Origin of the sequence: Mixta tenebrionis (assembly GCF_006517625.1) — a bacterium.
Lineage (GTDB): Bacteria > Pseudomonadota > Gammaproteobacteria > Enterobacterales > Enterobacteriaceae > Mixta > Mixta tenebrionis.
Map to the genome: position 1 here is coordinate 33,688 of NZ_VHQI01000017.1, position 20,506 is coordinate 54,193.

Sequence of the window (20,506 nt, forward strand, 5' to 3'; positions counted from 1 at the left end):
CTATGGCACAGCAATCCGCATTTCATTTCAGCGTGCGCGGCGACAATATCGCCGTGGTGACCATCGACGTGCCCAATGAAAAAATTAATACCCTCAGAGCGGCGTTTGTTCAGGAGATTCGCAACGTTATCGCCCAGGTGCGCCAGCAGCGGGAGCTGGCCGGGCTGATTTTTATCTCCGGCAAGCCGGATTCTTTTATTGCCGGCGCGGATATCAGCATGATTGACGCCTGCCGCAGCGCTGATGAGGCGCGCCAGCTGGCGGAGCAGGGGCAGCGCATTATGTCGGAAATCGCCGCGCTGCCGCTGCCGGTGGTGGCTGCGATCCATGGGGCCTGCCTCGGCGGCGGACTGGAGCTGGCGCTGGCCTGCGACAGGCGCGTCTGCACGCTGGATGATAAAACCCGACTGGGGCTGCCGGAAGTACAGCTGGGCCTGCTGCCGGGCAGCGGCGGCACGCAGCGGCTGCCGCGGCTGATCGGCGCCTCGCAGGCGCTGAATCTGATGCTGACCGGCAAGGCGCTGCGGGCGCAGCAGGCGTTAAGGCTGGGGCTGGTGGATGAGGCGGTGCCGCACGCCATCCTGCTGGAAACGGCGGCGGCGCTGGCGCTACAGGGAAAAAAAACGCGTCGCCGGCTGCCGCTGCGTGAGCGCATGATGAACGGGCCGGCGGGCCGCGCGCTGCTGTTTAACCTTGCGGCGCGCCAGAGCGAGGCGAAAACCCAGGGCAACTATCCGGCAACGCGGCGCATGCTGGAAACGGTGCGTATCGGGCTGGAGCAGGGCATGCGCGCTGGTCATGAGGCTGAGGCGATCGCCTTTGGCGAGCTGGCGATGACGCCGCAGTCGGTCGCGCTGCGCCATCTGTTCTTCGCCTCTAACGCGTTGAAAAAAGATCGCGGCGCCGATGCCGAGCCTGCGCCGCTGCGGACGATTGGCGTGCTGGGCGGCGGACTGATGGGCGGCGGTATCGCTGCCGTTACCGCCATCAGGGCGCAGCTGCCGGTGCGCATCAGGGATATCAGCGCGGAAGGCGTCGGCCATGCAATGAAATATAGCTGGCAGCTGCTGGATGCCAGGGTGAAACGTCGCCAGATAACCGCGGCGCAGCGCCAGCGGCAGATGGCGCTGATTACCGGCGCTACTGACTATCGCGGCTTCGCCCGGCGCGATGTCATTATCGAAGCGGTATTTGAAGATTTAGCCCTGAAGCGACAGATGGTGGCGGAGGTTGAGCAGCACTGCGCGTCCCACACCATTTTTGCCTCTAACACCTCCTCGTTGCCGATTGGGGAAATTGCCGCGCAGGCGCAGCGGCCCGAAAAAATTATCGGCCTGCACTATTTCAGTCCGGTAGACAAAATGACGCTGGTGGAGGTGATACCGCATCAGGGGACTGCCGACGCGACTGTCGCCGCCGCGGTGGCGCTGGCTAAGCGCCAGGGAAAAATAGCTATCGTAGTAGCCGATCGCCCCGGCTTTTACGTTAACCGCATTCTGGCCCCCTATATAAATGAAGCGATGCGCTGCGTGCTGGAGGGGGAACCGATTGAAAAGGTTGATGAGGCGCTGGTGAAGTTTGGCTTTCCGCTGGGGCCGGTGCGGTTGCTGGATGAGGTGGGTATTGATGTCGGCACAAAAATTATGCCAGTGCTGGAACAGGCCTGGGGAGAGCGCTTCGCCGCGCCGCAGGCGTTTGCCGCCGTGCTGAACGATAATCGTAAAGGACGGAAAAACCGGCGCGGTTTTTATCGCTATGACGGAGCGGGCAAGGGGAAACGCGCCGATAAAGCGATTTACCCGCTGCTGCATATTCAGCCGCAGCATCGCCTCGATGGCGCGCTGATTGCGCAGCGCTGCGTAATGATGATGCTCAACGAGGCGGCGCGCTGTCTGGATGAGGGGATCGTGCGCAGCGCGCGCGACGGTGATATCGGCGCGGTCTTCGGCATCGGTTTTCCGCCTTTTCTCGGCGGCCCTTTTCATTATATCGATCGGCTGGGAGCGGCAAATGTCGTTAATACATTAGGGAATCTGATGCATCAATATGGCGATCGTTTTGCCCCCTGTGCCGCGCTGCGCGCGCGCGCCGGAGAGGGCGAGAAATTTTACAAATCTCCAGAAGAAACGAATAACCATAATGATTCAGCGGCTTAGCGAACGGGGATTTTGCTACGCAGGACGCGATATTTTGCCAATAGCTCGTTTAATAAACAATCGGTTGACTATACTCAAGCCATTAGGTTACAACACAGCCTTCATTCACAGAATGAAGCGTCGGACAGCACGATGATCCGTCGATTTTGTTAAACAACAGCGGTGCTTTATGCAAGTTTTTATCATGCGTCACGGCGACGCTGCACTTGAGGCAGCCAGTGATTCGGTTCGGCCTCTTACCCATTGCGGCTGTGATGAATCGCGCCAGATGGCGAGCTGGCTGAACAGCCAGACACTGGATATTGAGCGGGTGCTGGTCAGCCCTTATTTACGGGCGGAACAGACGTTAATGACGGTACGCGAGGCGTTGCCGCTGCCGCCGGAGCAGGAGGTGCTGCCTGAGCTGACGCCGGGCGGCGATCCGGCGCTGGTGGCCTGCTATCTGCAGGCGCTGGCCAAAGAGGGCGTTGCTTCCGTGCTGGTAATTTCACACCTTCCCCTGGTCGGCTATCTGGTGGCGGAACTTTGCCCGCAGGAGCCGCCGCCGATGTTCGCCACTTCCGCTATCGCCTGCATCGATTTTGATGCGGACAGAGGCGAAGGCAGCCTGAAGTGGCAGGTCAGCCCCTCTAAGCTGGCGAAGGCGATGTAACGCCACTGGCCGTCAGGGTAACTCTGGCGGCTGCCACTCTTCCACCTCTATCAACACCAGCAGAGCCGCATCGCCGCCGAACACTTTGGGCGCCTGATGAAAGGCCATCACGTTCGGGTGCTGCGCCAGCCACAGCGGCGTCTGCTGCTTCAGAATATGTTTGCCGTGCCCGTGCATTACGCTGGCGCAGAAAATATGTTCGCGACGACAGGCGGCGATCAGCGCGCCCAGCTCCTGCTTGGCCTGCTGCTGCGTTAGCCCGTGCAGATCGAGAAAAATTTCCGGCGTATAGTCGCCGCGCCGCAGCTTTTTCAGTTCATAATGGCTGACGTCGCTGCGCACGTAGCGCACCGGCCCAACCTCCGCCAGCAGCGGCTGAAATTCATCCGAAAAATAGTGGCTGTTATCCGCCTGTTCCAACAGCTGGCGCTTTAGCGACACCTGCGCTTTTTTACGCGCGGGCTTATGCGCCATCGTATCCTGCTTCAGCTTGCGGGTGCCGGTCATCAGCTGGCGAAACAGCGCTTTATCGTCGTCGCTGAGCTGCTCTTTTCTCTTCATATTGCCTGATTTCTGTATGTTAAACGTCATGGCCTGTACGGCCTGAGGGCTACGATACCCCGCATTGTAAACAAAAGTTAGCTTTTTCACCCTGCTGCGCTGAATTCTGGCGCGCTTCATGGCAAACTAACCGCCGTCATTACGGAACGGCCTGTGGAGGGCAACTTGGACAAAATTTTCGTCGATGAAGCAGTGAATGAGCTGCACACCATTCAGGACATGCTGCGCTGGGCGGTCAGCCGTTTTGCTGCGGCGAATATCTGGTATGGCCACGGCACGGATAATCCCTGGGACGAAGCTGTTCAGCTGGTTTTGCCAACCCTGTATCTGCCGCTTGATATTCCTGAAGAGATGCGCAACGCGCGCCTCACCTCCAGCGAACGCCACCGTATCGTTGAGCGCGTCATTCGCCGCGTTAACGAGCGTATTCCGGTCGCCTATCTGACCAATAAAGCCTGGTTCTGCGGTCACGAGTTCTACGTCGACGAGCGCGTGCTGGTGCCGCGTTCGCCGATTGGCGAACTGATCAACAACCGTTTCGCCGGTTTGCTGAACCAGCCGCCGCAGCATATCCTGGATATGTGCACCGGCAGCGCCTGCATCGCTATCGCCTGCGCTTATGCTTTCCCGCAGGCCGAAGTGGATGCGGTAGATCTCTCTGTCGACGCGCTGGCGGTGGCCGAGCAGAACATTGAAGAGCACGGGCTGATCCATCACGTCACGCCGATCCGCTCCGATCTGTTCCGCGATCTGCCGAAGCTGCAATACGATCTGATCGTTACCAATCCGCCCTATGTAGATGCGGATGATATGGACGATCTGCCGGGCGAATATCGCCATGAGCCGGAGCTGGGTCTGGCGGCGGGCAGCGACGGTCTGAAACTGGTGCGGCGCATTCTCGCCTGCGCGCCAGACTATCTGCAGGAAGAGGGCGTGCTGATTTGCGAAGTCGGCAACAGCATGGTGCATATGATCGAGCAGTATCCCGACGTGCCCTTTACCTGGCTGGAGTTTGATAACGGCGGCGACGGCGTCTTTATGCTTACCCGCGAGCAGATTATCAACGCACAACATCACTTTAAATACTTCAAAGATTAATCGCACAAGAACGGAGCCGAGATGGCAGGCAACACGATTGGAGAGATTTTTCGCGTCACCACCTTTGGTGAGTCGCATGGCATTGCGCTGGGCTGCATCGTCGACGGCGTGCCGCCGGGCATTCCGCTTACCGAGGCGGATTTGCAGCACGATCTGGACCGGCGGCGTCCGGGCACCTCGCGCTACACCACCCAACGCCGCGAACCGGACCAGGTGCGCATTCTGTCCGGCGTGTTTGACGGCGTCACCACCGGCACCAGCATCGGCCTGCTGATCGAAAATACCGATCAGCGCTCGCAGGATTACGGCGCGATTAAAGATCTCTTCCGCCCCGGCCACGCTGATTACACTTATGAGCAGAAGTATGGCCTGCGCGACTATCGCGGCGGCGGTCGCTCATCGGCGCGTGAAACGGCGATGCGCGTCGCGGCGGGAGCGATTGCGAAAAAGTATCTGCGCATGAAGTTCGGCGTGGCGGTGCGCGGCTATCTGGCGCAGATGGGCGATATCGCCTGCGAGCTGAAAGCGTGGGATCAGGTGGAGCAAAACCCCTTTTTCTGCCCCGATCCCGATAAGCTGGAGGCGCTGGACGAGCTGATGCGCGCGCTGAAAAAAGAGGGCGACTCCATCGGCGCCAGGGTTACCGTCGTGGCGGATCATGTGCCGCCGGGCCTCGGCGAGCCGGTTTTCGATCGCCTTGACGCCGATCTGGCCCATGCGCTGATGAGTATCAACGCGGTAAAGGGCGTGGAAATCGGCGACGGCTTCGCGGTAATTAATCAGCGCGGCAGCCAGCATCGCGATGAGATCCGCGCCAGCGGTTTTCAGAGCAACCATGCCGGCGGCATTCTGGGCGGCATCAGCAGCGGTCAGCCGCTGATCGCCCATCTGGCGATGAAGCCCACCTCCAGTATTACCGTGCCGGGTAAAACCATTACCCGCGACGGCGAAGAGGTGGAGATGATCACCAAAGGACGCCACGATCCCTGCGTTGGCATCCGCGCCGTACCGATCGCCGAAGCGATGATGGCGATCGTGCTGATGGATCACCTGCTGCGTCATCGCGCCCAGTGCGCCGACGTCGCCACCACGGTTCCTCGTTGGTAAAGCATGAAAAAAAGATTACTTCTGTTGGCGGGTCTGCTGCTTAGCGGCGCCGCGCTGGCCGCCACGCCGTGGCAAAGCATTACCCGGCCCATTCCCGGCGCGCCGCAGGCGATTGGCGCTTTCGCCAACGGCTGTATCGTCGGCGCCGAGGCGCTGCCGCTGAATAATCCCGCCTATCAGGTCATGCGCCAGGATCAGCGCCGCTATTACGGTCATCCCGATCTGGTGCTGTTTATTCAGCGCCTGACCATGCAGGTACATAATCTGGGGCTGGGTCAGGTACTGATCGGCGATATGGGTATGGCGGCCGGCGGGCGCTTCAGCAGCGGTCACGCCAGCCATCAGAGCGGGCTGGATGTGGATATCTGGCTGCAGCTGCCGAAAAGCCGCTGGACTCCGCAGATGCTGCTGAAACCGCAGCCGCTGGATTTAGTCAGCGCGGACGGCAAGCGCGTGGTGGCGCGTCACTGGCAGCCGGAGATCGCCAGCCTGATTAAGCTGGCGGCGAAAGATGATGAGGTAACGCGCATCTTCGTTAACCCGGCGATTAAAAAACAGCTGTGCGCCGACGCCGGCAGCGATCGAGACTGGCTGCGCAAGGTGCGCCCGTGGTTTGGCCATCGCGCTCATATGCACGTGCGCCTGCGCTGTCCGCCGGAAAGCCTGGAATGTCAGGAGCAGGCTCCGCCGCCGCCGGGCGACGGCTGCGGCGCCGAACTGGAAAGCTGGTTTATACCGAAAAAACCAGGCAGCGGCGCGCCGGTAAAACGCACGCCGCCGCCGTTACCGCCATCCTGTCAGGCGCTGCTGGACAATCATTTACTTTAGGAACGGATATGGACTGGTGGATTGTCTCTCCCGGCATGCTGGCAGTGCTGTTTGTTATCGCCATGCTGGCCTCGTTTATCGATTCGATTGCGGGCGGCGGCGGCTTGTTAACCGTGCCCGCGCTGCTTTCCGCCGGGCTGTCGCCCGCGCAGGTGCTGGCAACCAACAAGCTGCAGGCGGTCGGCGGCTCCTTTTCCGCCAGCCTCTATTTTGTCCGGCGCGGCGCGGTAAAGCTGCGCGAGCAGCGGCTCAATATTGCGATGACCTTTATCGGCGCGCTCTGCGGCACGCTGCTGGTGCAGCATATCCAGTCGGGCTTTCTGCGGCAGGTGCTGCCGCTGTTGATTATCGGTATCGGCCTCTACTTTCTGCTGATGCCGCGGCTGGGAGAGGAAGATCGCCAGCGGCGGCTGGATGGCCTGGCCTTTGCGCTGGTAGCGGGCGGCGCGGTTGGTTTTTATGACGGCTTTTTCGGCCCCGGCGCCGGCTCCTTCTATGCGCTGGCCTTCGTAACGCTGGCAGGCTTTAACCTGGCTAAATCCACCGCCCATGCCAAAGTTCTGAATTTCACCTCTAATCTGACCAGCCTGCTATTTTTTATTCTTGGCGGCAAGGTGGTATGGGGCGTTGGGCTGGTGATGCTGGCTGGCTCGGTTTGCGGCGCCCGGCTCGGCGCGCGCATGGTACTGACGCGCGGGCAGAAGCTGATTCGCCCGATGGTGGTTATCGTGGCGGTAGTGATGAGCGGTAAGCTGCTGTATGAAGATTACGGCGCGGCTGTCGGCCAGTGGCTGAGCCACTTCGGCTGATAATGCTCGTCAACCTGCATGCTAAATGCGACAATTGCACGTTTTTTACCGCTGACCGATATATGGATATGAGCACAACACATCACTATCAGGATTTGATTACCTTATTCGATCGCTGCTTTCAGGATGAATTTCAGACCCGCTTAATTAAGGGCGACGACGAACCGATCTATCTGCCGGCAGACGACGACTCTCCGTGGCACCGCGTAGTCTTCGCCCACGGTTACTACGCCAGCGCGCTGCACGAAATTTCGCACTGGTGCATCGCCGGGGCCGAGCGTCGTAAGCAGGTCGATTTTGGTTACTGGTACTGCCCTGACGGGCGCGATGCCGCAACGCAGAATAAGTTTGAGTCAGTAGAAATCAAACCGCAGGCGCTGGAGTGGATGTTCAGCGTGGCGGCAGGCTTTCCCTTCAACGTAAGCTGTGACAATCTCAACGGAGATTATGAGCCGGACCGCATTGCGTTTCAGCGTCAGGTTCATGCACAGGTTATGCGCTATCTTGCAGACGGGATCCCGGCGCGTCCGGCTCGTTTTATCGCTGAGCTTCAGCATTTTTATCAAACGCCCCCGCTGACGGCGGCGCAGTTTCCCTGGCCGGAAGATCTGCGCTGAACGGAGGCGCGACTGAATGAGGAATTGAGATGATCGCAGAATTTGAAACGCGTATTCTGGCCCTGATTGACGATATGGTTGAACATGCCACGGATGATGAGCTTTTTGCCAGCGGCTACCTGCGCGGTCACCTCACTCTGGCGGTCGCCGAGCTGGAGCAAAGCGGCGAACATACCGCGGAAGCCCTGCAGATCCACGTGCAGAATAGTCTGCAAAACGCCATCGCCGCCGGCGAACTCTCGCCGCGCGATCAGGCGCTGGTCATCGGCATGTGGGATAATCTGTTCCTGCAGGCGCGTCAGCCAGCCTGACCCGAATAACAAAGCGGCCCGCGGGCCGCTTTAGCTTGCACATCTCTTCACCCGCAAGGCCGCTTTACTGAAGCGCTGATGCGGGCCGCAATTGTTTTCTCCCTTTCTTTGTTCGGCATCAGCCTGCCGGCCTGCCCTTCAGCAGTTTACGCACCCAGTAACGGCCAGGATGCAGCGCGGCCAGCGTGGCGCGATCGAGCGGCAGCGGCTCGTCGCACAGCTGCGCCGCCAGCGTTTCCGCCGCCAGCGGCCCGCTGCACAGGCCGCGCGAGCCGAGCGCGCCGAGTACGAACAGACCGGGCCAGACCGGCGCAGGAGCAATCTCCTGCTGCTGCTGACGCTGGCGCGGCAGATCCTGATAGCAGCGCAGTATAGCCTCATAGTCGGGCAGGTTGCCGGCGAACGGCAGATGATCGCGCGTGGCGCAGCGCACGCCGTTACGCGCCTCGCCGGCGCTGACGTCTACCGCCTCAGTCCATGCGCAGTCCGGCAGGCAGCGCCGCAGCCGCTCGCGGTTTTCCTGCTGATCGTCTTCACGATAGGCGATGGAGGTATCGCCGCGATGGTAGCTGGCGCCGATACAGTGGCTGCCGAACGCCGGGCTGAGCGGCGTCAGATAGCCTTCATAGCAGAGCACCTGCTTCAGCGCCGTCAGGCCGGGGCGGGTAGGGATATGGCTTACCTGACCGCTAACCGGATAGACCGGCAGCCTGGCGCTCTGCGCCAGCGACGTTATCGCATGCCCGTTCGCCAGCACCACGTTCTGATGCCGCGTCGCGCTTTCATCGGCGAAACGCAGCCGCCAGCCGCCATCTTCAGCCTCCAGCGCCTCCAGCCGGTGCCGCCAGTGAATCAGCAATCCCTGCTGTTGGGCCAGCTCAAACAGCGCGGTCGTCAGCTGCTGCGGCGCCAGCCAGCCGCCGGCAGGATAGTGAATGCCGCCGCAGGCCAGCGGTACGCCAGCCAGCCGTGAGGCCTCGTCTGCATCCACCGCCCGCGCCAGCGCTTCCGGCAATCCCATCGCCAGCATATGGCGGATTTTCTCCGCGCTTTTGTTATCCCAGGCAAGCTGGGTAACGCCGCACCATTGATGAGCGAAGTCGACCGGCAAACGATCGTAGAGCCGCCGCGCAAAATCAAAGGCGGCGGGGAAAAAGCGCGCCAGCGCCGGGTCGTGCTGGTTAAGCAGCGGATAGAGCGCTCCCTGGCGGTTGCCGGAAGCATTCTGCGCCGGAGCGCTGTCGGCGCAGTAGAGCGTGACCTTTTTGCCGCGTCGCAGCAGCGCCAGCGCCAGCAGCACGCTGGCGACGCCGCCGCCGATTAATGCGATATCGTCGCCTTCGGCGGGGAAGCGTGCGTACCAGGGCGTGTCAAGGGAGCGCGCCGGCGCCGCGGCCAGCCTACCGCACAGCATTTCGCGCTTCGATCCGAAACCTTTACGCCTGCTGACGGTAAATCCCGCCTGCTGTAGCCCGCGTCGCACAAAGCCGGCGGCGGTAAAGGTGGCGAAGGTGGCGTCAGGACGCGCCAGCCGCGCCATGGCATTAAACAGCGCGGGCGTCCACATTGCGGGGTTTTTCGCCGGCGCGAAGCCGTCGAGAAACCAGGCGTCGACGCTGCGCTGCATGCTGTCATCAAAATCGTTAATTAGTTGGTTAACATCGCCGAACCACAGGTCCAGCGTTACCCGGCCTTCATCCAGCAGCAGGCGATGGCAGCCCGGCAGCGCCTGCGGCCACTGCTGACGCAGTTCGTCGGCCCAGGGCGCCAGCTCCGGCCAGCGCGCGTGCGCGGCGGCGAGATCCGCCTGGGTAAGGGGAAATTTTTCCATGCTGATAAAGTGCAGGCGCCGTAACCGCGCCTGCGGCTGCGCCTGGCGGAAGTGATGAAACGTCCGCCACAGCGTCAGAAAATTGAGGCCGGTGCCGAAGCCGGTTTCCGCAGCGATAAACAGCGCGCGCGGATGGTCAGCAAAGCGGTCGGGCAGGCCGTTGCCGCCGAGAAAAACATAGTCGGTCTCCTGCAGGCCGTTCTGATTAGAAAAATAGACGTCGTCAAATTCTCGGGATACAGGTGTACCCTGATCGTTCCAGTCCAGTTTAGCGTGTTCAATCGGTGAGTTATTCAACGGGAATGGCTCATTTATCAGGCAGTGCCAGGATTTTATCGGGAGCGGCAGGCTCACGCAAATTTACGCAACAATTTTGCTGATCGGACTTGTTCGGCTTACAAGTGTACGCTAAAGTGCCTGTCAAATCCTAATAGTGAGTTGGAAGAGGTATTTTAATGAAACGTGCGGTGATTACTGGCCTGGGAATCGTTTCCAGCATTGGTAACAACCAGGAAGAAGTGCTGGCATCTCTGCGTGAAGGCCGCTCTGGCATCACCTTCTCTCAGGAAATGAAAGATTCCGGCATGCGTAGTCACGTCTGGGGTAACGTAAAACTCGATACCGCCGGCCTCATCGATCGCAAAGTCGTGCGCTTTATGAGTGATGCGTCCATTTATGCTTACCTCTCCATGGCTGAAGCGATTAAAGACGCTGGTCTGAGCGAAGAAGCGTACCAGAATAACCCGCGTGTAGGCCTGATTGCCGGTTCCGGCGGCGGCTCCCCGCGTTTCCAGGTGTTTGGCGCTGATGCCATGCGCAGTCCGCGCGGCCTGAAAGCCGTTGGCCCTTATGTGGTGACCAAAGCGATGGCCTCCGGCGTTTCCGCCTGTCTGGCGACGCCGTTTAAAATCCACGGCGTGAACTACTCCATCAGCTCCGCCTGCGCCACCTCCGCGCACTGCATCGGCAACGCGGTAGAGCAGATCCAGCTGGGCAAACAGGACATCGTCTTTGCTGGCGGCGGCGAAGAGCTGAGCTGGGAAATGGCCTGTGAATTTGATGCGATGGGCGCGCTCTCTACCAAATATAACGAAACGCCGGAAAAAGCGTCCCGTACCTATGACGCTAACCGCGACGGTTTTGTTATCGCCGGCGGCGGCGGCATGGTGGTAGTGGAAGAGCTGGAGCACGCGCTGGCGCGCGGCGCGCATATCTATGCGGAGATCGTCGGCTACGGCGCCACTTCTGACGGCGCGGATATGGTGGCGCCATCGGGCGAAGGCGCGGTGCGCTGCATGAAGATGGCGATGCAGGGCCTTGATACGCCGATCGACTACCTGAATACGCACGGCACTTCCACGCCGGTTGGCGATGTGAAAGAGCTGGGCGCGATTCGCGAAGTGTTCGGCGACCAGCAGCCTGCTATCTCCGCTACTAAAGCGATGACCGGCCACTCGCTGGGCGCGGCGGGCGTACAGGAAGCCATCTATACGCTGCTGATGCTGGAGCACGGCTTTATTGCACCGAGCATCAACGTTGAAGAACGCGATCCGGCGGCGGAAGGGATGAACCTGATCACTGAAACCACCGAGCGTAAACTGACTACGGTAATGTCCAACAGCTTCGGTTTTGGCGGCACCAACGCAACGCTGACAATGCGTAAGTATCAGTAAGCGCAGCGTTAATATCAGCCCGGCCTGCGCCGGGCTTTTTTGTGTCTGCGCGATGACGCTGGAGTTGATTTTTGTTTAACAGTGCGCATTTTCCCCTCCGCAGGGTAAAAAGCGTCCGGTGCTGTTGGTGCTCCCGGTCACTTCTATTACACTCCTGCCGTCTGCTGGCAGACACCCTATTTTTTAACGTGGTTTTTTCTTTTAATTAACATCATCGTCATGATGTTGCGTAAGCGTTCACGTTAATCAACGCACCCGGTTCGGCAGATAATGCCGGGCATAAAGGGCGCGCGGCTGACGTGCGCCCGCAATAGCAGGAGAACCGTGACGAATGTCTGAAACGACAATCAACACATCGAGAAAAGGGACAGGACTTATCGCCTGTACCTCATTTGCGGTCTTTTTAACCTATTTGACCGCCGGGCTGGCTTTGCCCGTTATACCGCTGTTTGTTCACCAGCAGCTGGGTTACAGCAATTTAATGGTAGGTATCGCCGTCGGTATTCAGTTTCTTGCCACGCTGCTGACGCGTGGCCTGGCGGGCAGGCGCGCCGATCGGCACGGCGCCAAGATCACTACGCAGCAGGGCATGATGGCGATTGTGCTGGTGGGCGTCGCTTACCTGCTGGCGGCGCAGCTGCCGCTGGCCGCGGCGGGAAAGTTTGCGCTGCTGGTGGTAGGGCGGCTGCTGCTTGGCTTTGGTGAAAGCCTGTTGCTGACCGGCAATCTTACCTGGGGGCTGGGGCTGGTAGGGCCGCGGCGCTCCGGATTGGTAATGTCCTGGAACGGCATGGCGATTTACGGCGCGCTGGCGGCGGGCGCGCCGCTTGGGCTGCTGATCTATGCGCGCTGGGGCTTTACCGGCCTTGGCGCGGTAGCGCTGGTGATGCCGCTGATTTCGCTGGCGCTCAACTGCTGGATTCGTGCGGTGCCGGTGCAGGGCGGCGAACGCCCGGCGCTATGGCGCGTGGTGGGGCAGATTTTGTCGCCCGGCAGCGCGCTGGCCCTGCAGGGCGTCGGCTTTGCCGCGATCGGAACCTTTACCTCGCTGTGGTTTGCCGAGCGTCACTGGGGCAACGCCGGTTTTGCGCTGAGCGCGTTCGGCTGCGCCTTTGTTATGGTGCGTGTCTTGTTCGGCGCGCTGCCGGATCGCCTGGGCGGCACGCGCGTGGCGGTGGTGTCGCTGCTGGTTGAAGTTGCTGGCCTGCTGCTGCTGGGATTTTCCAGCAACGGCTGGATGGCGCTGGCCGGAGCGGCGTTAACCGGCTGCGGCTGCTCGCTGGTTTTCCCGGCGCTTGGCGTGGAAGTAGTAAAACGGGTGGCGCCGCAGGTGCGCGGCACGGCGCTGGGCGGCTTTGCCGCCTTCCAGGATATCGCCTATGGCGTAACCGGTCCGCTAACCGGGCTGCTGGCGACCTCGCTGGGCTACGGCTCGGTTTACCTTGCCGCTGCCGCCTGCGCCGCGCTCGGTATCCTGCTGTCGCTGCTGATGAAAAAGGCGGCTTAAAACAGCGCCGCGAGTTTGTTTACGCCGCTGACGATTTCCATGCGATCCAGCGCGGAAAAGCCCAGCAGCCAACCCTGCTGTACGGCGGATGAAGCGGGTAGCCAGCAGGGATTCAGAGGCGGCAGCAACAGCTGTTGACGCGCCGCCTGACGGGTCAGCGTCTCCTCATCGCCCTGGCGCAGCAGCACGGTCAGCTGCAGGCCGCCGCGGCAGGGCAGCAGATGCAGCCGATCGGCGAGGCGTGCGTTGAGCTGCTCCTGCAGTAAATCGCGGCGGCTGTGGTAGAGCTGGCGCATCAGGCGCAGGTGCGCCGCATAGTGCCCCTGTTCAATAAAGTCAGCGGTCACCGCCTGCGGCAGCTGTGCGCTGTGCCCATCCATAATGCTGCGCAGCCGTATCAATGGCTCGATAAGCGCCTCGGGCGCCACCAGCCACGCCAGCCGCAGTGAAGGGAACAGCGATTTGGAAAAGGTGCCGAGATAAATAACGCGCCCGTGTCGCGCCAGTCCCTGCATCGCAGGCATCGGCTGCGCGTCGTACCAAAATTCGCTGTCGTAATCATCCTCTATAATCCAGCTCTGCTGCTGCTCCGCCAGCTGCAGCCATGCCAGCCTTCTTTCCAGACTGAGCGCCGCTCCGGTGGGATAGTGGTGCGAAGGCGTCAGATAGATCAGCCGCGGCGCGCCAGCGGCGGGGATCGCGCCCCGATCGTCCACGGCAATGCCGGTCAGGTCAGCGCCCGCGCTGGTAAAAGCGTGGCGCGCGCCCGGATAGCCGGGGTTTTCCATCCAGACCTCTGCGCCATCATCCAGCAGCAGCAGCGCCAGCATTTGCAGCGCCTGCTGCGAGCTGGTTAAAACCATCACCTGTTCAGGCAATGCACGCACGCCGCGCGCCTGCGCCAGATAAGCGGCGATTGCCTGACGCAGCGGCAGATAGCCCTGCGGATCGCCATAGCGCATCAGGGCGCTGCCCTGTTTTTGCTGGCGAGCGGTTAACCTGCGCCACAGCAGATGGGGGAAGGCGCGAAGCTCCGGCGAGCCGGCGGCGAAGGCGTGGGGAAATGCGGGATCCTGACAGCCGCCGCTGGCGACTATCGCCGCGGCACGACGGGAAAGCGCCACGGGAGGCGGCGCGTCCGCCGCGGCGGCATCGATTTTCGTCGCGCGCAGGGCAATGGCGACAAAGGTGCCGCGACCGGTCTGGCGCAGCAGATAACCTTCGCTCTCCAGCTGGCTATAGGCAGCCTCCGCCGTAACGCGCGACAGCCCCAGCTCAGCGGCCAGCAGGCGCGAAGATGGCAGGCGGGCGCCTGCCGTCAGGCTGCCTTCGTTGATCGCCTGACGCAGCGCGCAGCAGAGACGATGGCGGCGGGTGACGCCGCTTTGCGAGTCGTACAGCATCATGATGCGCGCGCTGAGAGAGGCCAAAATCGGTCTTATTAATGGGATGAAATGGGTATCCGACATCATACCAATATGCCGCTATGATGAAAGAACATTCACTGGAGAAAACCATGACTACAACTTCCGCCGTACTTGCTTTTCCCCCGCCCGCCGCTGCCGACAGCGCCGCATGGCTGGCGCGCAAACTGGCCCGCTATGCTGATGCCTGGGATGTCGCTGAAGATTTAGCCAACGGCGTAACGGAGATTGTGGTAATCGATGCGCGCTCGCCGCAGGCCTGGCGCGCGGGACATATCTGCGGCGCCGTCAACTTCCCGCATCGCGATATGACGCCGCAAAGCCTGGCGACGCTCGATCGCAGCAAAGTTTATATCACCTACTGCGACGGCATCGGCTGCAACGGCTCGACCAAAGCGGCATGGAAGTTGGCCAGCGCCGGGCTGCGCGTTAAGGAGCTGATCGGCGGGCTGGATTTTTGGCGGCGCGACCGTCATCCGGTTGTCGCCGGCGAGATGCCGGGAGAGTGGCCACGGCGGGAGAGCTTGCCCGACTGCGGCTGCTGATTACGCCAGCAGCCAGATTAGCAGAGCGGCCAGCAGCATGGCGATAAACAGCGCCAGCACCGGCTTGCCGGCCAGCGGCTGCAGCGGCGTCGGCAGCCAGGCGACCAGCGGGTTGTAAATCGGCTGCGGGTTCATCTCGCCGGCGGCGCGCGGCGCTTCGCTTTCGCCGGCACGTTCTGCGCGGCGGGAGAAGAGCAGGTTCAGCAGATCCTGCGCCTGCGCGGCGGTGAGTACCGTCTGCGGCGTCGCCTGAAAACGCTGCTGGCTGTAATCCTCCAGCAGTCGTTGTTCGGTGCTGTCCGGCGGATGCTTCAGCGCCGCCTCCAGCATCTGTAGCGTAGGCGTATGCTGCTGGCTCAACGTCTGACGCACCTGCAGATACTGAGTTAACAGCGGAAAATGGCGCGAGGGAATCGGATCGCCGCTTTTCAGCCCCACCAGCTTCAGGACGGAGGTCCAGATGGCGGAGGGCTGTTCGCCGGTAGCGGCGGCCAGCTTCACTACCTGCTGATTCAGGGTTTGATGCTCCGCGGGCAGCAGCGTGCGATCGCTGTTGCGGCTAAGCTGCGGCTGCGGAATGGTCATCTGACCGTTTTGCAGCATGGTCAGCACCTGACGCAGCTGATCCGGCGACAGCGAACTCAGCACGGTATGCCCGAACTGCTGACGAATAAAATCGCTCACCGCCTGACGATTGTTGCCCTGCGGCAGCAGTCCGGTCAGCTGCTGCAACAGCTGGCGCGTGGCGTGGTTATTCTGCACCTGCGTCAGCCTGCCGTTGAGAAAGTTTTCGGCGGCGGGAAAATGGCGCGACTGCAGCTCCGCATCGTTTTTTACTCCCACCTCATGGCGCAGCCCGGCCCACAGCTCCGGCGCCTTCAGCGGGCTGAGCGACATAATGCGCACGATCAGCCGTTCCAGCGTGGTGCGCTGCGTCGGAGAAAGCGGCTGCTCGCCGGGCGTGCCGCCGCGCGAAGGCTGGCCGGCTACAGTTGTGCGATCGCCCTGGGGCGCGCCTGGGCCAGTAAGAGGTTGCATGGCGGAATCCTTAACACGGCGGGTCAATATCCGGGGCGACCGGAAAGGTGGAATAGAGTGACATAATAACAATCCTGAGCGTAAAAAATCCAGGGGCGCGACCGTCGCCGCGCCCGGTTTTTCTGTGATGAAGGCTGTCCCGCATCGGGCGACAAAGCCGTTACCAATGGCTCAGGCCGCCGAATCGTTGTTCGCTACCCCATCCGACCGGCGTTTAAACAGCGGCCGACGCAGACGCTGCGCCAGCATCACGCCCAGCAGCGTGACGCCGCCGCCGATAAAGTGGTAGCCGTGCAGTTCTTCATGCAGCAACAGCACGGCGATGACGGCGGTGAAAATCGGCGTCAGATTCATAAAAATGCTGGCGGTGCTGGCGCCCATGCGCAGCACGCCCTGAATCCAGAGAAAGGGCGCGATAATCGAGGCGGGAATGCCGGCGAACAGCACCAGCGGAATATTTTGCGCGGTCAGGCCGACCTCCGGCGCCAGCAGGAAGCCGGGCAGCAGCAGCAGCACGCCGAAGAAAATCTGCATATAGAGACTCTGCCAGCCAGGCAGATCGATCGCCCAGCGCCTGGTCAGCACGCCATACAGCGCGTATGAGCCAGAGGCGGCAAACATCATCAGTTCGCCTTTGCCCAGCCCGTGCGTCAGCAGCTGCGCGGGCTGTCCCTGGCTTACCAGCCATACCAGCCCGCCGAATGAAAGCAGCGTGCCGAGCAGAATGCCCAGCGTCGGCGCGAGGCGCAGAATAAACACGCTCAGCAGCACCGTCAGCAGCGGGATCAACGCGCTCAGAATGCCCATAAACAGCGCGCTGACGCTGTGCGCCGCATAGTAAGTTAAGCACTGATAGAGCACCATGCCCAGCAGCCCCAGCACCAGCAGCTTCCACCACACCGACATCACCTGGCGGCGGTTGCGCCAGAGGGCGGGCAGCACAAACGGCGTCAGCGTCAGCAGCGCCAGTAGCCAGCGATAAAAGGAGATCGCTGCCGGATCGATGGCGCCAGCCGAGAGTTTGCTGACGATAGCGTTAACCGACCAGATCAGGACGGCAAAAAGAGGAAAAAGAAAGCTCATGGTGATATCGCCTTAAAACAGAGGGCGCCAGTGTACGCTGCTCCGTTTATCAGCGGATAGTTAAAATCCGCAAAATTTTTACCCGCCGTCGCGCGCGCCGGCGGCACGCGGCGGCATGAATTTTCGCAGGGAGTGTGGCACCATAAGCTACTCTTTTCCGTCGATGCAGGTAAGTCGCAGTGAAAATTCTGGTAGATGAAAATATGCCCTATGCCCGTGAGCTGTTCAGCCGCACGGGCGAGGTGGTTGCGGTTCCCGGCCGTCCCATTCCAACGGCGGCGCTGGATGACGCCGATGCGCTGATGGTGCGCTCCGTCACTAAGGTTAATGAGGCGCTGCTGAGCGGCAAAAAAATCCGCTTTGTCGGCACCGCCACCGCCGGTACCGATCATGTTGATGAGGATTTTCTCGCCCGCGCGGGCATCGGCTTTTCCGCCGCGCCGGGTTGCAACGCGATTGCGGTAGTGGAGTATGTTTTTTCTGCGCTGCTGATGCTGGCGGAGCGCGACGGCTTTCAGCTTACCGATCGCACCGTGGGCATTGTCGGCGTCGGCAACGTCGGCGGCCGCCTGCAAAAGCGGCTGGAAGCGCTGGGCGTGAAAACATTGCTGTGCGATCCGCCGCGCGCCGATCGGGGCGATGAAGGTGATTTTCAGCCGCTGGAAGCGCTGGTGGCGCAGGCGGACGTGCTGACCTTCCATACGCCGCTGTTTAAAGATGGCCCTTACAAAACGCTGCATATGGCGGACGACACCTTGCTGCGCGCGCTGCGGCCGAACGCCATTCTGATCAACGCCTGCCGCGGGCCGGTGGTGGATAACGCCGCGCTGCTGCGGGTGCTGCGCCAGCGCAACGATCTCAGCGTGGTGCTGGATGTCTGGGAGCCGGAGCCGGATCTCAATGTAGAGCTGCTGCAGCGCGTCGATATCGGCACCGCCCATATTGCCGGCTATACGCTGGAAGGCAAAGCGCGCGGCACCACTCAGGTATTTGAGGCCTGGACGCGCTTTATCGGCGCCGCGCAGCAGGTGGCGCTGGATACGCTGCTGCCCGCGCCGGAGTTTGGTGATATCACCCTTCACGGCGCGCTCGATCAGGCAACGCTAAAACGTCTGGCGCATCTGGTGTATGATGTGCGCCGCGACGATGCGCCGCTGCGAAAAGTCGCCGGGCAGCCGGGCGAATTCGATCGCCTGCGCAAGCAGTATCAGGAACGTCGCGAGTGGTCATCGCTGCGCGTACAGTGTGATGACGCGGCGGCGGCAGAGCTGCTGCAAAAGCTGGGCTTTAATGCGGTCTGGCGGCCAGCATAATTCTTATTTTTCCTGCGCTGCCCGGTCGCTGGCCGTCGCAGGGGAATAATCTGAATCAACGGGCGGTGAATATCACCGCCTTCTGTTTTTATGTCATTGTCTGGAGTAAATCACCATGTCTGACGGCTGGAATATTGCCCTACTGGGCGCGACAGGCGCAGTGGGGAGCGCTTTACTGGAGCTGCTGGCTGAACGCCAGTTCCCGGTTGGTGAAATTTATCTGCTGGCGAGCGAGCGCAGCGCCGGAGAGAGCGTGCGCTTTGCCGGAAAATCGCTGCGCGTGCAGGAGGCCGGCGAGTTTGACTGGGCGCAGGCGCAGCTGGCGTTTTTCGCCGCCGGACGCGAGGCGTCGGCGCGCTATGCCGAAGAAGCGGCCAGCGCGGGCTGTCTGGTGATCGACAGCAGCGATCTGTTCGCGCTGGAGCCGGACGTGCCGCTGGTGGTGCCGGACGTTAATTCGCAGGTGCTGGCTGATTACCGCAACCGCAATATTATTAGCGTTGCCGACAGCCTGACCAGCCAGCTGCTGTGCGCCATCAAGCCGCTGATCGATCAGGCGGGCCTGGCCCGACTGCAGGTAACTAATCTGCTTTCCGTGTCGTCGCAGGGCAAAGCGGCGGTTGATTCGCTGGCGGGCGAGAGCGCGCGTTTGCTCAACGGCATACCGGCGGAAGAGCACTATTTCGGCCGTCAGCTGGCGTTTAACCTGCTGCCGCAGCTGGCGGATGAAACGGGCAGCGTTGCCAGCGAGCGACGGCTGGTCGATCAGGTGCGTAAGGTGCTGCAGGATGAAGGGCTGCCGATCGCGGTGAGCAGCGTGCAGGCGCCGGTATTTTACGGCAATGCGCAGATCGTCCACCTGGAAGCCCTGCGTCCGCTGTCGGCGGAAGAGGCGCGTGACGAGCTGGCGCGCAGCGAAGAGATTGTACTGTCGGATGAATATACTTATCCGACCCCGGTGAGCGACGCTTCCGACAACTGCAATCTTAACCTTGGCTGCCTGCGCAACGACTACGGCATACCGGAACTGCTGCAGTTCTGGTCGGTGGCTGACAATATCCGCTTCGGCGGCGCGCTGATGGCGATCAAAACCGCTGAGAAGCTGGTGCAGGAGTATCTCTACTGATGACGCAGGCGGTAAATCCAGACGCCTATAAACTGGCGCTGGGCATTGAATATGACGGCAGCCGCTACTACGGTTGGCAGCGGCAGCAGGAGGTACGCAGCGTACAGGCGCGGCTGGAGCAGGCGCTGTCGCAGGTGGCGAACCACGAGGTAACGGTGTTCTGCGCCGGACGCACCGACGCAGGCGTACACGGCACCGGGCAGGTAGTGCATTTTGAAACCACTTCGCAACGTAAAGATGCGGCCTGGACGCTGGGCGTCAACGCCAACCTGCCGGATGATATCGCGGTGCGCTGGGTAAAGGCGGTGCCGGAGGAGTTTCACGCGCGTTTCAGCGCAACGGCGCGCCGTTACCGTTACGTCATCTATAATCATCGGCTGCGCCCGGCGATTTTGCACGGCGGCGTCACGCACTTTCACTTTCCGCTGGATGCGGAAAAAATGCATCGCGCCGGTCAGTGTCTGCTGGGCGAGAACGATTTTACCTCGTTTCGCGCCGTGCAGTGCCAGTCGCGTACGCCGTGGCGTAATGTGATGCACCTGAACGTCAGCCGTCACGGCGCTTACGTGGTGGTGGATATCAAGGCGAACGCCTTTGTGCATCATATGGTGCGTAATATCGTCGGCAGCCTGTTGGAAATTGGCTGCGGCAATCAGCCCGAAGGCTGGATGGCTGAATTGCTGGCGGCTAAAGATCGCAAGCTGGCGGCCGCAACGGCAAGGGCGGAGGGCCTTTATCTGGTCGCCGTCGACTATCCGGCGCGTTTCGCCTTACCTTCCCCGCCAATGGGGCCACTCTTTCTTGAAGATTAACATTCAGGCGCTGCC

At 61.3% G+C, this 20,506-nt stretch carries 19 protein-coding genes; 14 read left to right on the forward strand and 5 right to left on the reverse strand.

Translation table 11 applies throughout. The features are described from left to right. Positions 1-2 precede the first annotated feature (2 nt). Together fadJ and sixA are read left to right on the forward strand one after the other, a co-directional pair. The gene (gene fadJ / locus FKM52_RS19725; RefSeq protein ID WP_141177858.1) at positions 3-2,156 is read left to right on the forward strand and encodes a fatty acid oxidation complex subunit alpha FadJ; all 2,154 of its coding nucleotides are present in this window, start codon (positions 3-5) and stop codon (positions 2,154-2,156) included. A gap of 169 nt (positions 2,157-2,325) precedes the next feature. Continuing rightward, positions 2,326-2,808, forward strand: coding sequence for a phosphohistidine phosphatase SixA (gene sixA, locus FKM52_RS19730; RefSeq protein ID WP_141177859.1), 483 nt, complete (start codon positions 2,326-2,328; stop codon positions 2,806-2,808). Positions 2,809-2,820: 12 nt separating this feature from the next. Here the strand turns inward: sixA and smrB are convergent, their stop codons facing one another. After that, entirely contained in the window at positions 2,821-3,369 is a 549-nt protein-coding gene (gene smrB, locus FKM52_RS19735) for an endonuclease SmrB (protein WP_141177860.1), read from the reverse strand. Between the two features lie 165 nt (positions 3,370-3,534). Here smrB and prmB point away from each other — a divergent pair, with 165 nt between their 5' ends. From prmB to FKM52_RS19765, 6 genes are all read left to right on the forward strand, one after another. Further along, positions 3,535-4,467, forward strand: coding sequence for a 50S ribosomal protein L3 N(5)-glutamine methyltransferase (gene prmB, locus FKM52_RS19740; protein ID WP_141177882.1), 933 nt, complete (start codon positions 3,535-3,537; stop codon positions 4,465-4,467). Positions 4,468-4,488: 21 nt separating this feature from the next. Next, positions 4,489-5,574 (forward strand): chorismate synthase, encoded by a 1,086-nt coding sequence (aroC, locus tag FKM52_RS19745; protein WP_141177861.1) that lies wholly within the window; start codon positions 4,489-4,491, stop codon positions 5,572-5,574. A gap of 3 nt (positions 5,575-5,577) precedes the next feature. Beyond that, positions 5,578-6,402 (forward strand): penicillin-insensitive murein endopeptidase, encoded by an 825-nt coding sequence (mepA, locus tag FKM52_RS19750; RefSeq protein WP_141177862.1) that lies wholly within the window; start codon positions 5,578-5,580, stop codon positions 6,400-6,402. Between the two features lie 8 nt (positions 6,403-6,410). Next, a complete protein-coding gene (locus tag FKM52_RS19755; protein WP_141177863.1) occupies positions 6,411-7,211 on the forward strand; it encodes a sulfite exporter TauE/SafE family protein in 801 nt (266 codons plus the stop codon). 68 nt (positions 7,212-7,279) lie between these two features. Beyond that, a complete protein-coding gene (locus FKM52_RS19760) occupies positions 7,280-7,828 on the forward strand; it encodes an elongation factor P hydroxylase (RefSeq protein ID WP_141177864.1) in 549 nt (182 codons plus the stop codon). 29 nt (positions 7,829-7,857) lie between these two features. Beyond that, positions 7,858-8,139, forward strand: coding sequence for a YfcL family protein (locus FKM52_RS19765; RefSeq protein ID WP_141177865.1), 282 nt, complete (start codon positions 7,858-7,860; stop codon positions 8,137-8,139). A gap of 118 nt (positions 8,140-8,257) precedes the next feature. On the opposite strand, the gene mnmC is transcribed toward FKM52_RS19765, so the two are convergent. Further along, on the reverse strand, positions 8,258-10,267 hold the full coding sequence (gene mnmC / locus FKM52_RS19770) for a bifunctional tRNA (5-methylaminomethyl-2-thiouridine)(34)-methyltransferase MnmC2/FAD-dependent 5-carboxymethylaminomethyl-2-thiouridine(34) oxidoreductase MnmC1 (RefSeq protein ID WP_141177866.1): 2,010 nt from the start codon (positions 10,265-10,267) through the stop codon (positions 8,258-8,260). 158 nt (positions 10,268-10,425) lie between these two features. Between mnmC and fabB the strand changes: the two genes are divergently transcribed. Then, the gene (gene fabB, locus FKM52_RS19775) at positions 10,426-11,643 is read left to right on the forward strand and encodes a beta-ketoacyl-ACP synthase I (protein WP_141177867.1); all 1,218 of its coding nucleotides are present in this window, start codon (positions 10,426-10,428) and stop codon (positions 11,641-11,643) included. A 331-nt stretch (positions 11,644-11,974) separates the two neighbouring features. After that, entirely contained in the window at positions 11,975-13,150 is a 1,176-nt protein-coding gene (locus FKM52_RS19780; RefSeq protein WP_141177868.1) for an arabinose transporter, read from the forward strand. On the opposite strand, the gene pdxR is transcribed toward FKM52_RS19780, so the two are convergent. Next, entirely contained in the window at positions 13,147-14,556 is a 1,410-nt protein-coding gene (pdxR, locus tag FKM52_RS19785) for a MocR-like pyridoxine biosynthesis transcription factor PdxR (protein WP_141177883.1), read from the reverse strand. The genes FKM52_RS19780 and pdxR overlap by 4 nt on opposite strands. A 110-nt stretch (positions 14,557-14,666) precedes the next feature. Between pdxR and FKM52_RS19790 the strand changes: the two genes are divergently transcribed. Beyond that, positions 14,667-15,119, forward strand: coding sequence for a rhodanese-like domain-containing protein (locus FKM52_RS19790; RefSeq protein WP_141177869.1), 453 nt, complete (start codon positions 14,667-14,669; stop codon positions 15,117-15,119). Here FKM52_RS19790 and flk read toward each other — a convergent pair whose 3' ends face one another. Then, the gene (gene flk, locus FKM52_RS19795) at positions 15,120-16,157 is read right to left on the reverse strand and encodes a flagella biosynthesis regulator Flk (RefSeq protein WP_141177870.1); all 1,038 of its coding nucleotides are present in this window, start codon (positions 16,155-16,157) and stop codon (positions 15,120-15,122) included. Positions 16,158-16,328: 171 nt separating this feature from the next. Further along, a complete protein-coding gene (locus tag FKM52_RS19800) occupies positions 16,329-17,240 on the reverse strand; it encodes a DMT family transporter (protein WP_141177871.1) in 912 nt (303 codons plus the stop codon). A gap of 179 nt (positions 17,241-17,419) precedes the next feature. Between FKM52_RS19800 and pdxB the strand changes: the two genes are divergently transcribed. From pdxB to truA, 3 genes are all read left to right on the forward strand, one after another. Next, positions 17,420-18,553, forward strand: a complete 1,134-nt coding sequence (gene pdxB, locus FKM52_RS19805; RefSeq protein WP_141177872.1) for a 4-phosphoerythronate dehydrogenase PdxB — start codon at positions 17,420-17,422, stop codon at positions 18,551-18,553. Between the two features lie 115 nt (positions 18,554-18,668). Next, positions 18,669-19,679, forward strand: coding sequence for an aspartate-semialdehyde dehydrogenase (locus FKM52_RS19810; RefSeq protein WP_141177873.1), 1,011 nt, complete (start codon positions 18,669-18,671; stop codon positions 19,677-19,679). After that, a complete protein-coding gene (gene truA, locus FKM52_RS19815) occupies positions 19,679-20,491 on the forward strand; it encodes a tRNA pseudouridine(38-40) synthase TruA (protein WP_141177874.1) in 813 nt (270 codons plus the stop codon). Before FKM52_RS19810 ends, truA begins: the two co-directional genes overlap by 1 nt. Positions 20,492-20,506 lie beyond the last annotated feature (15 nt).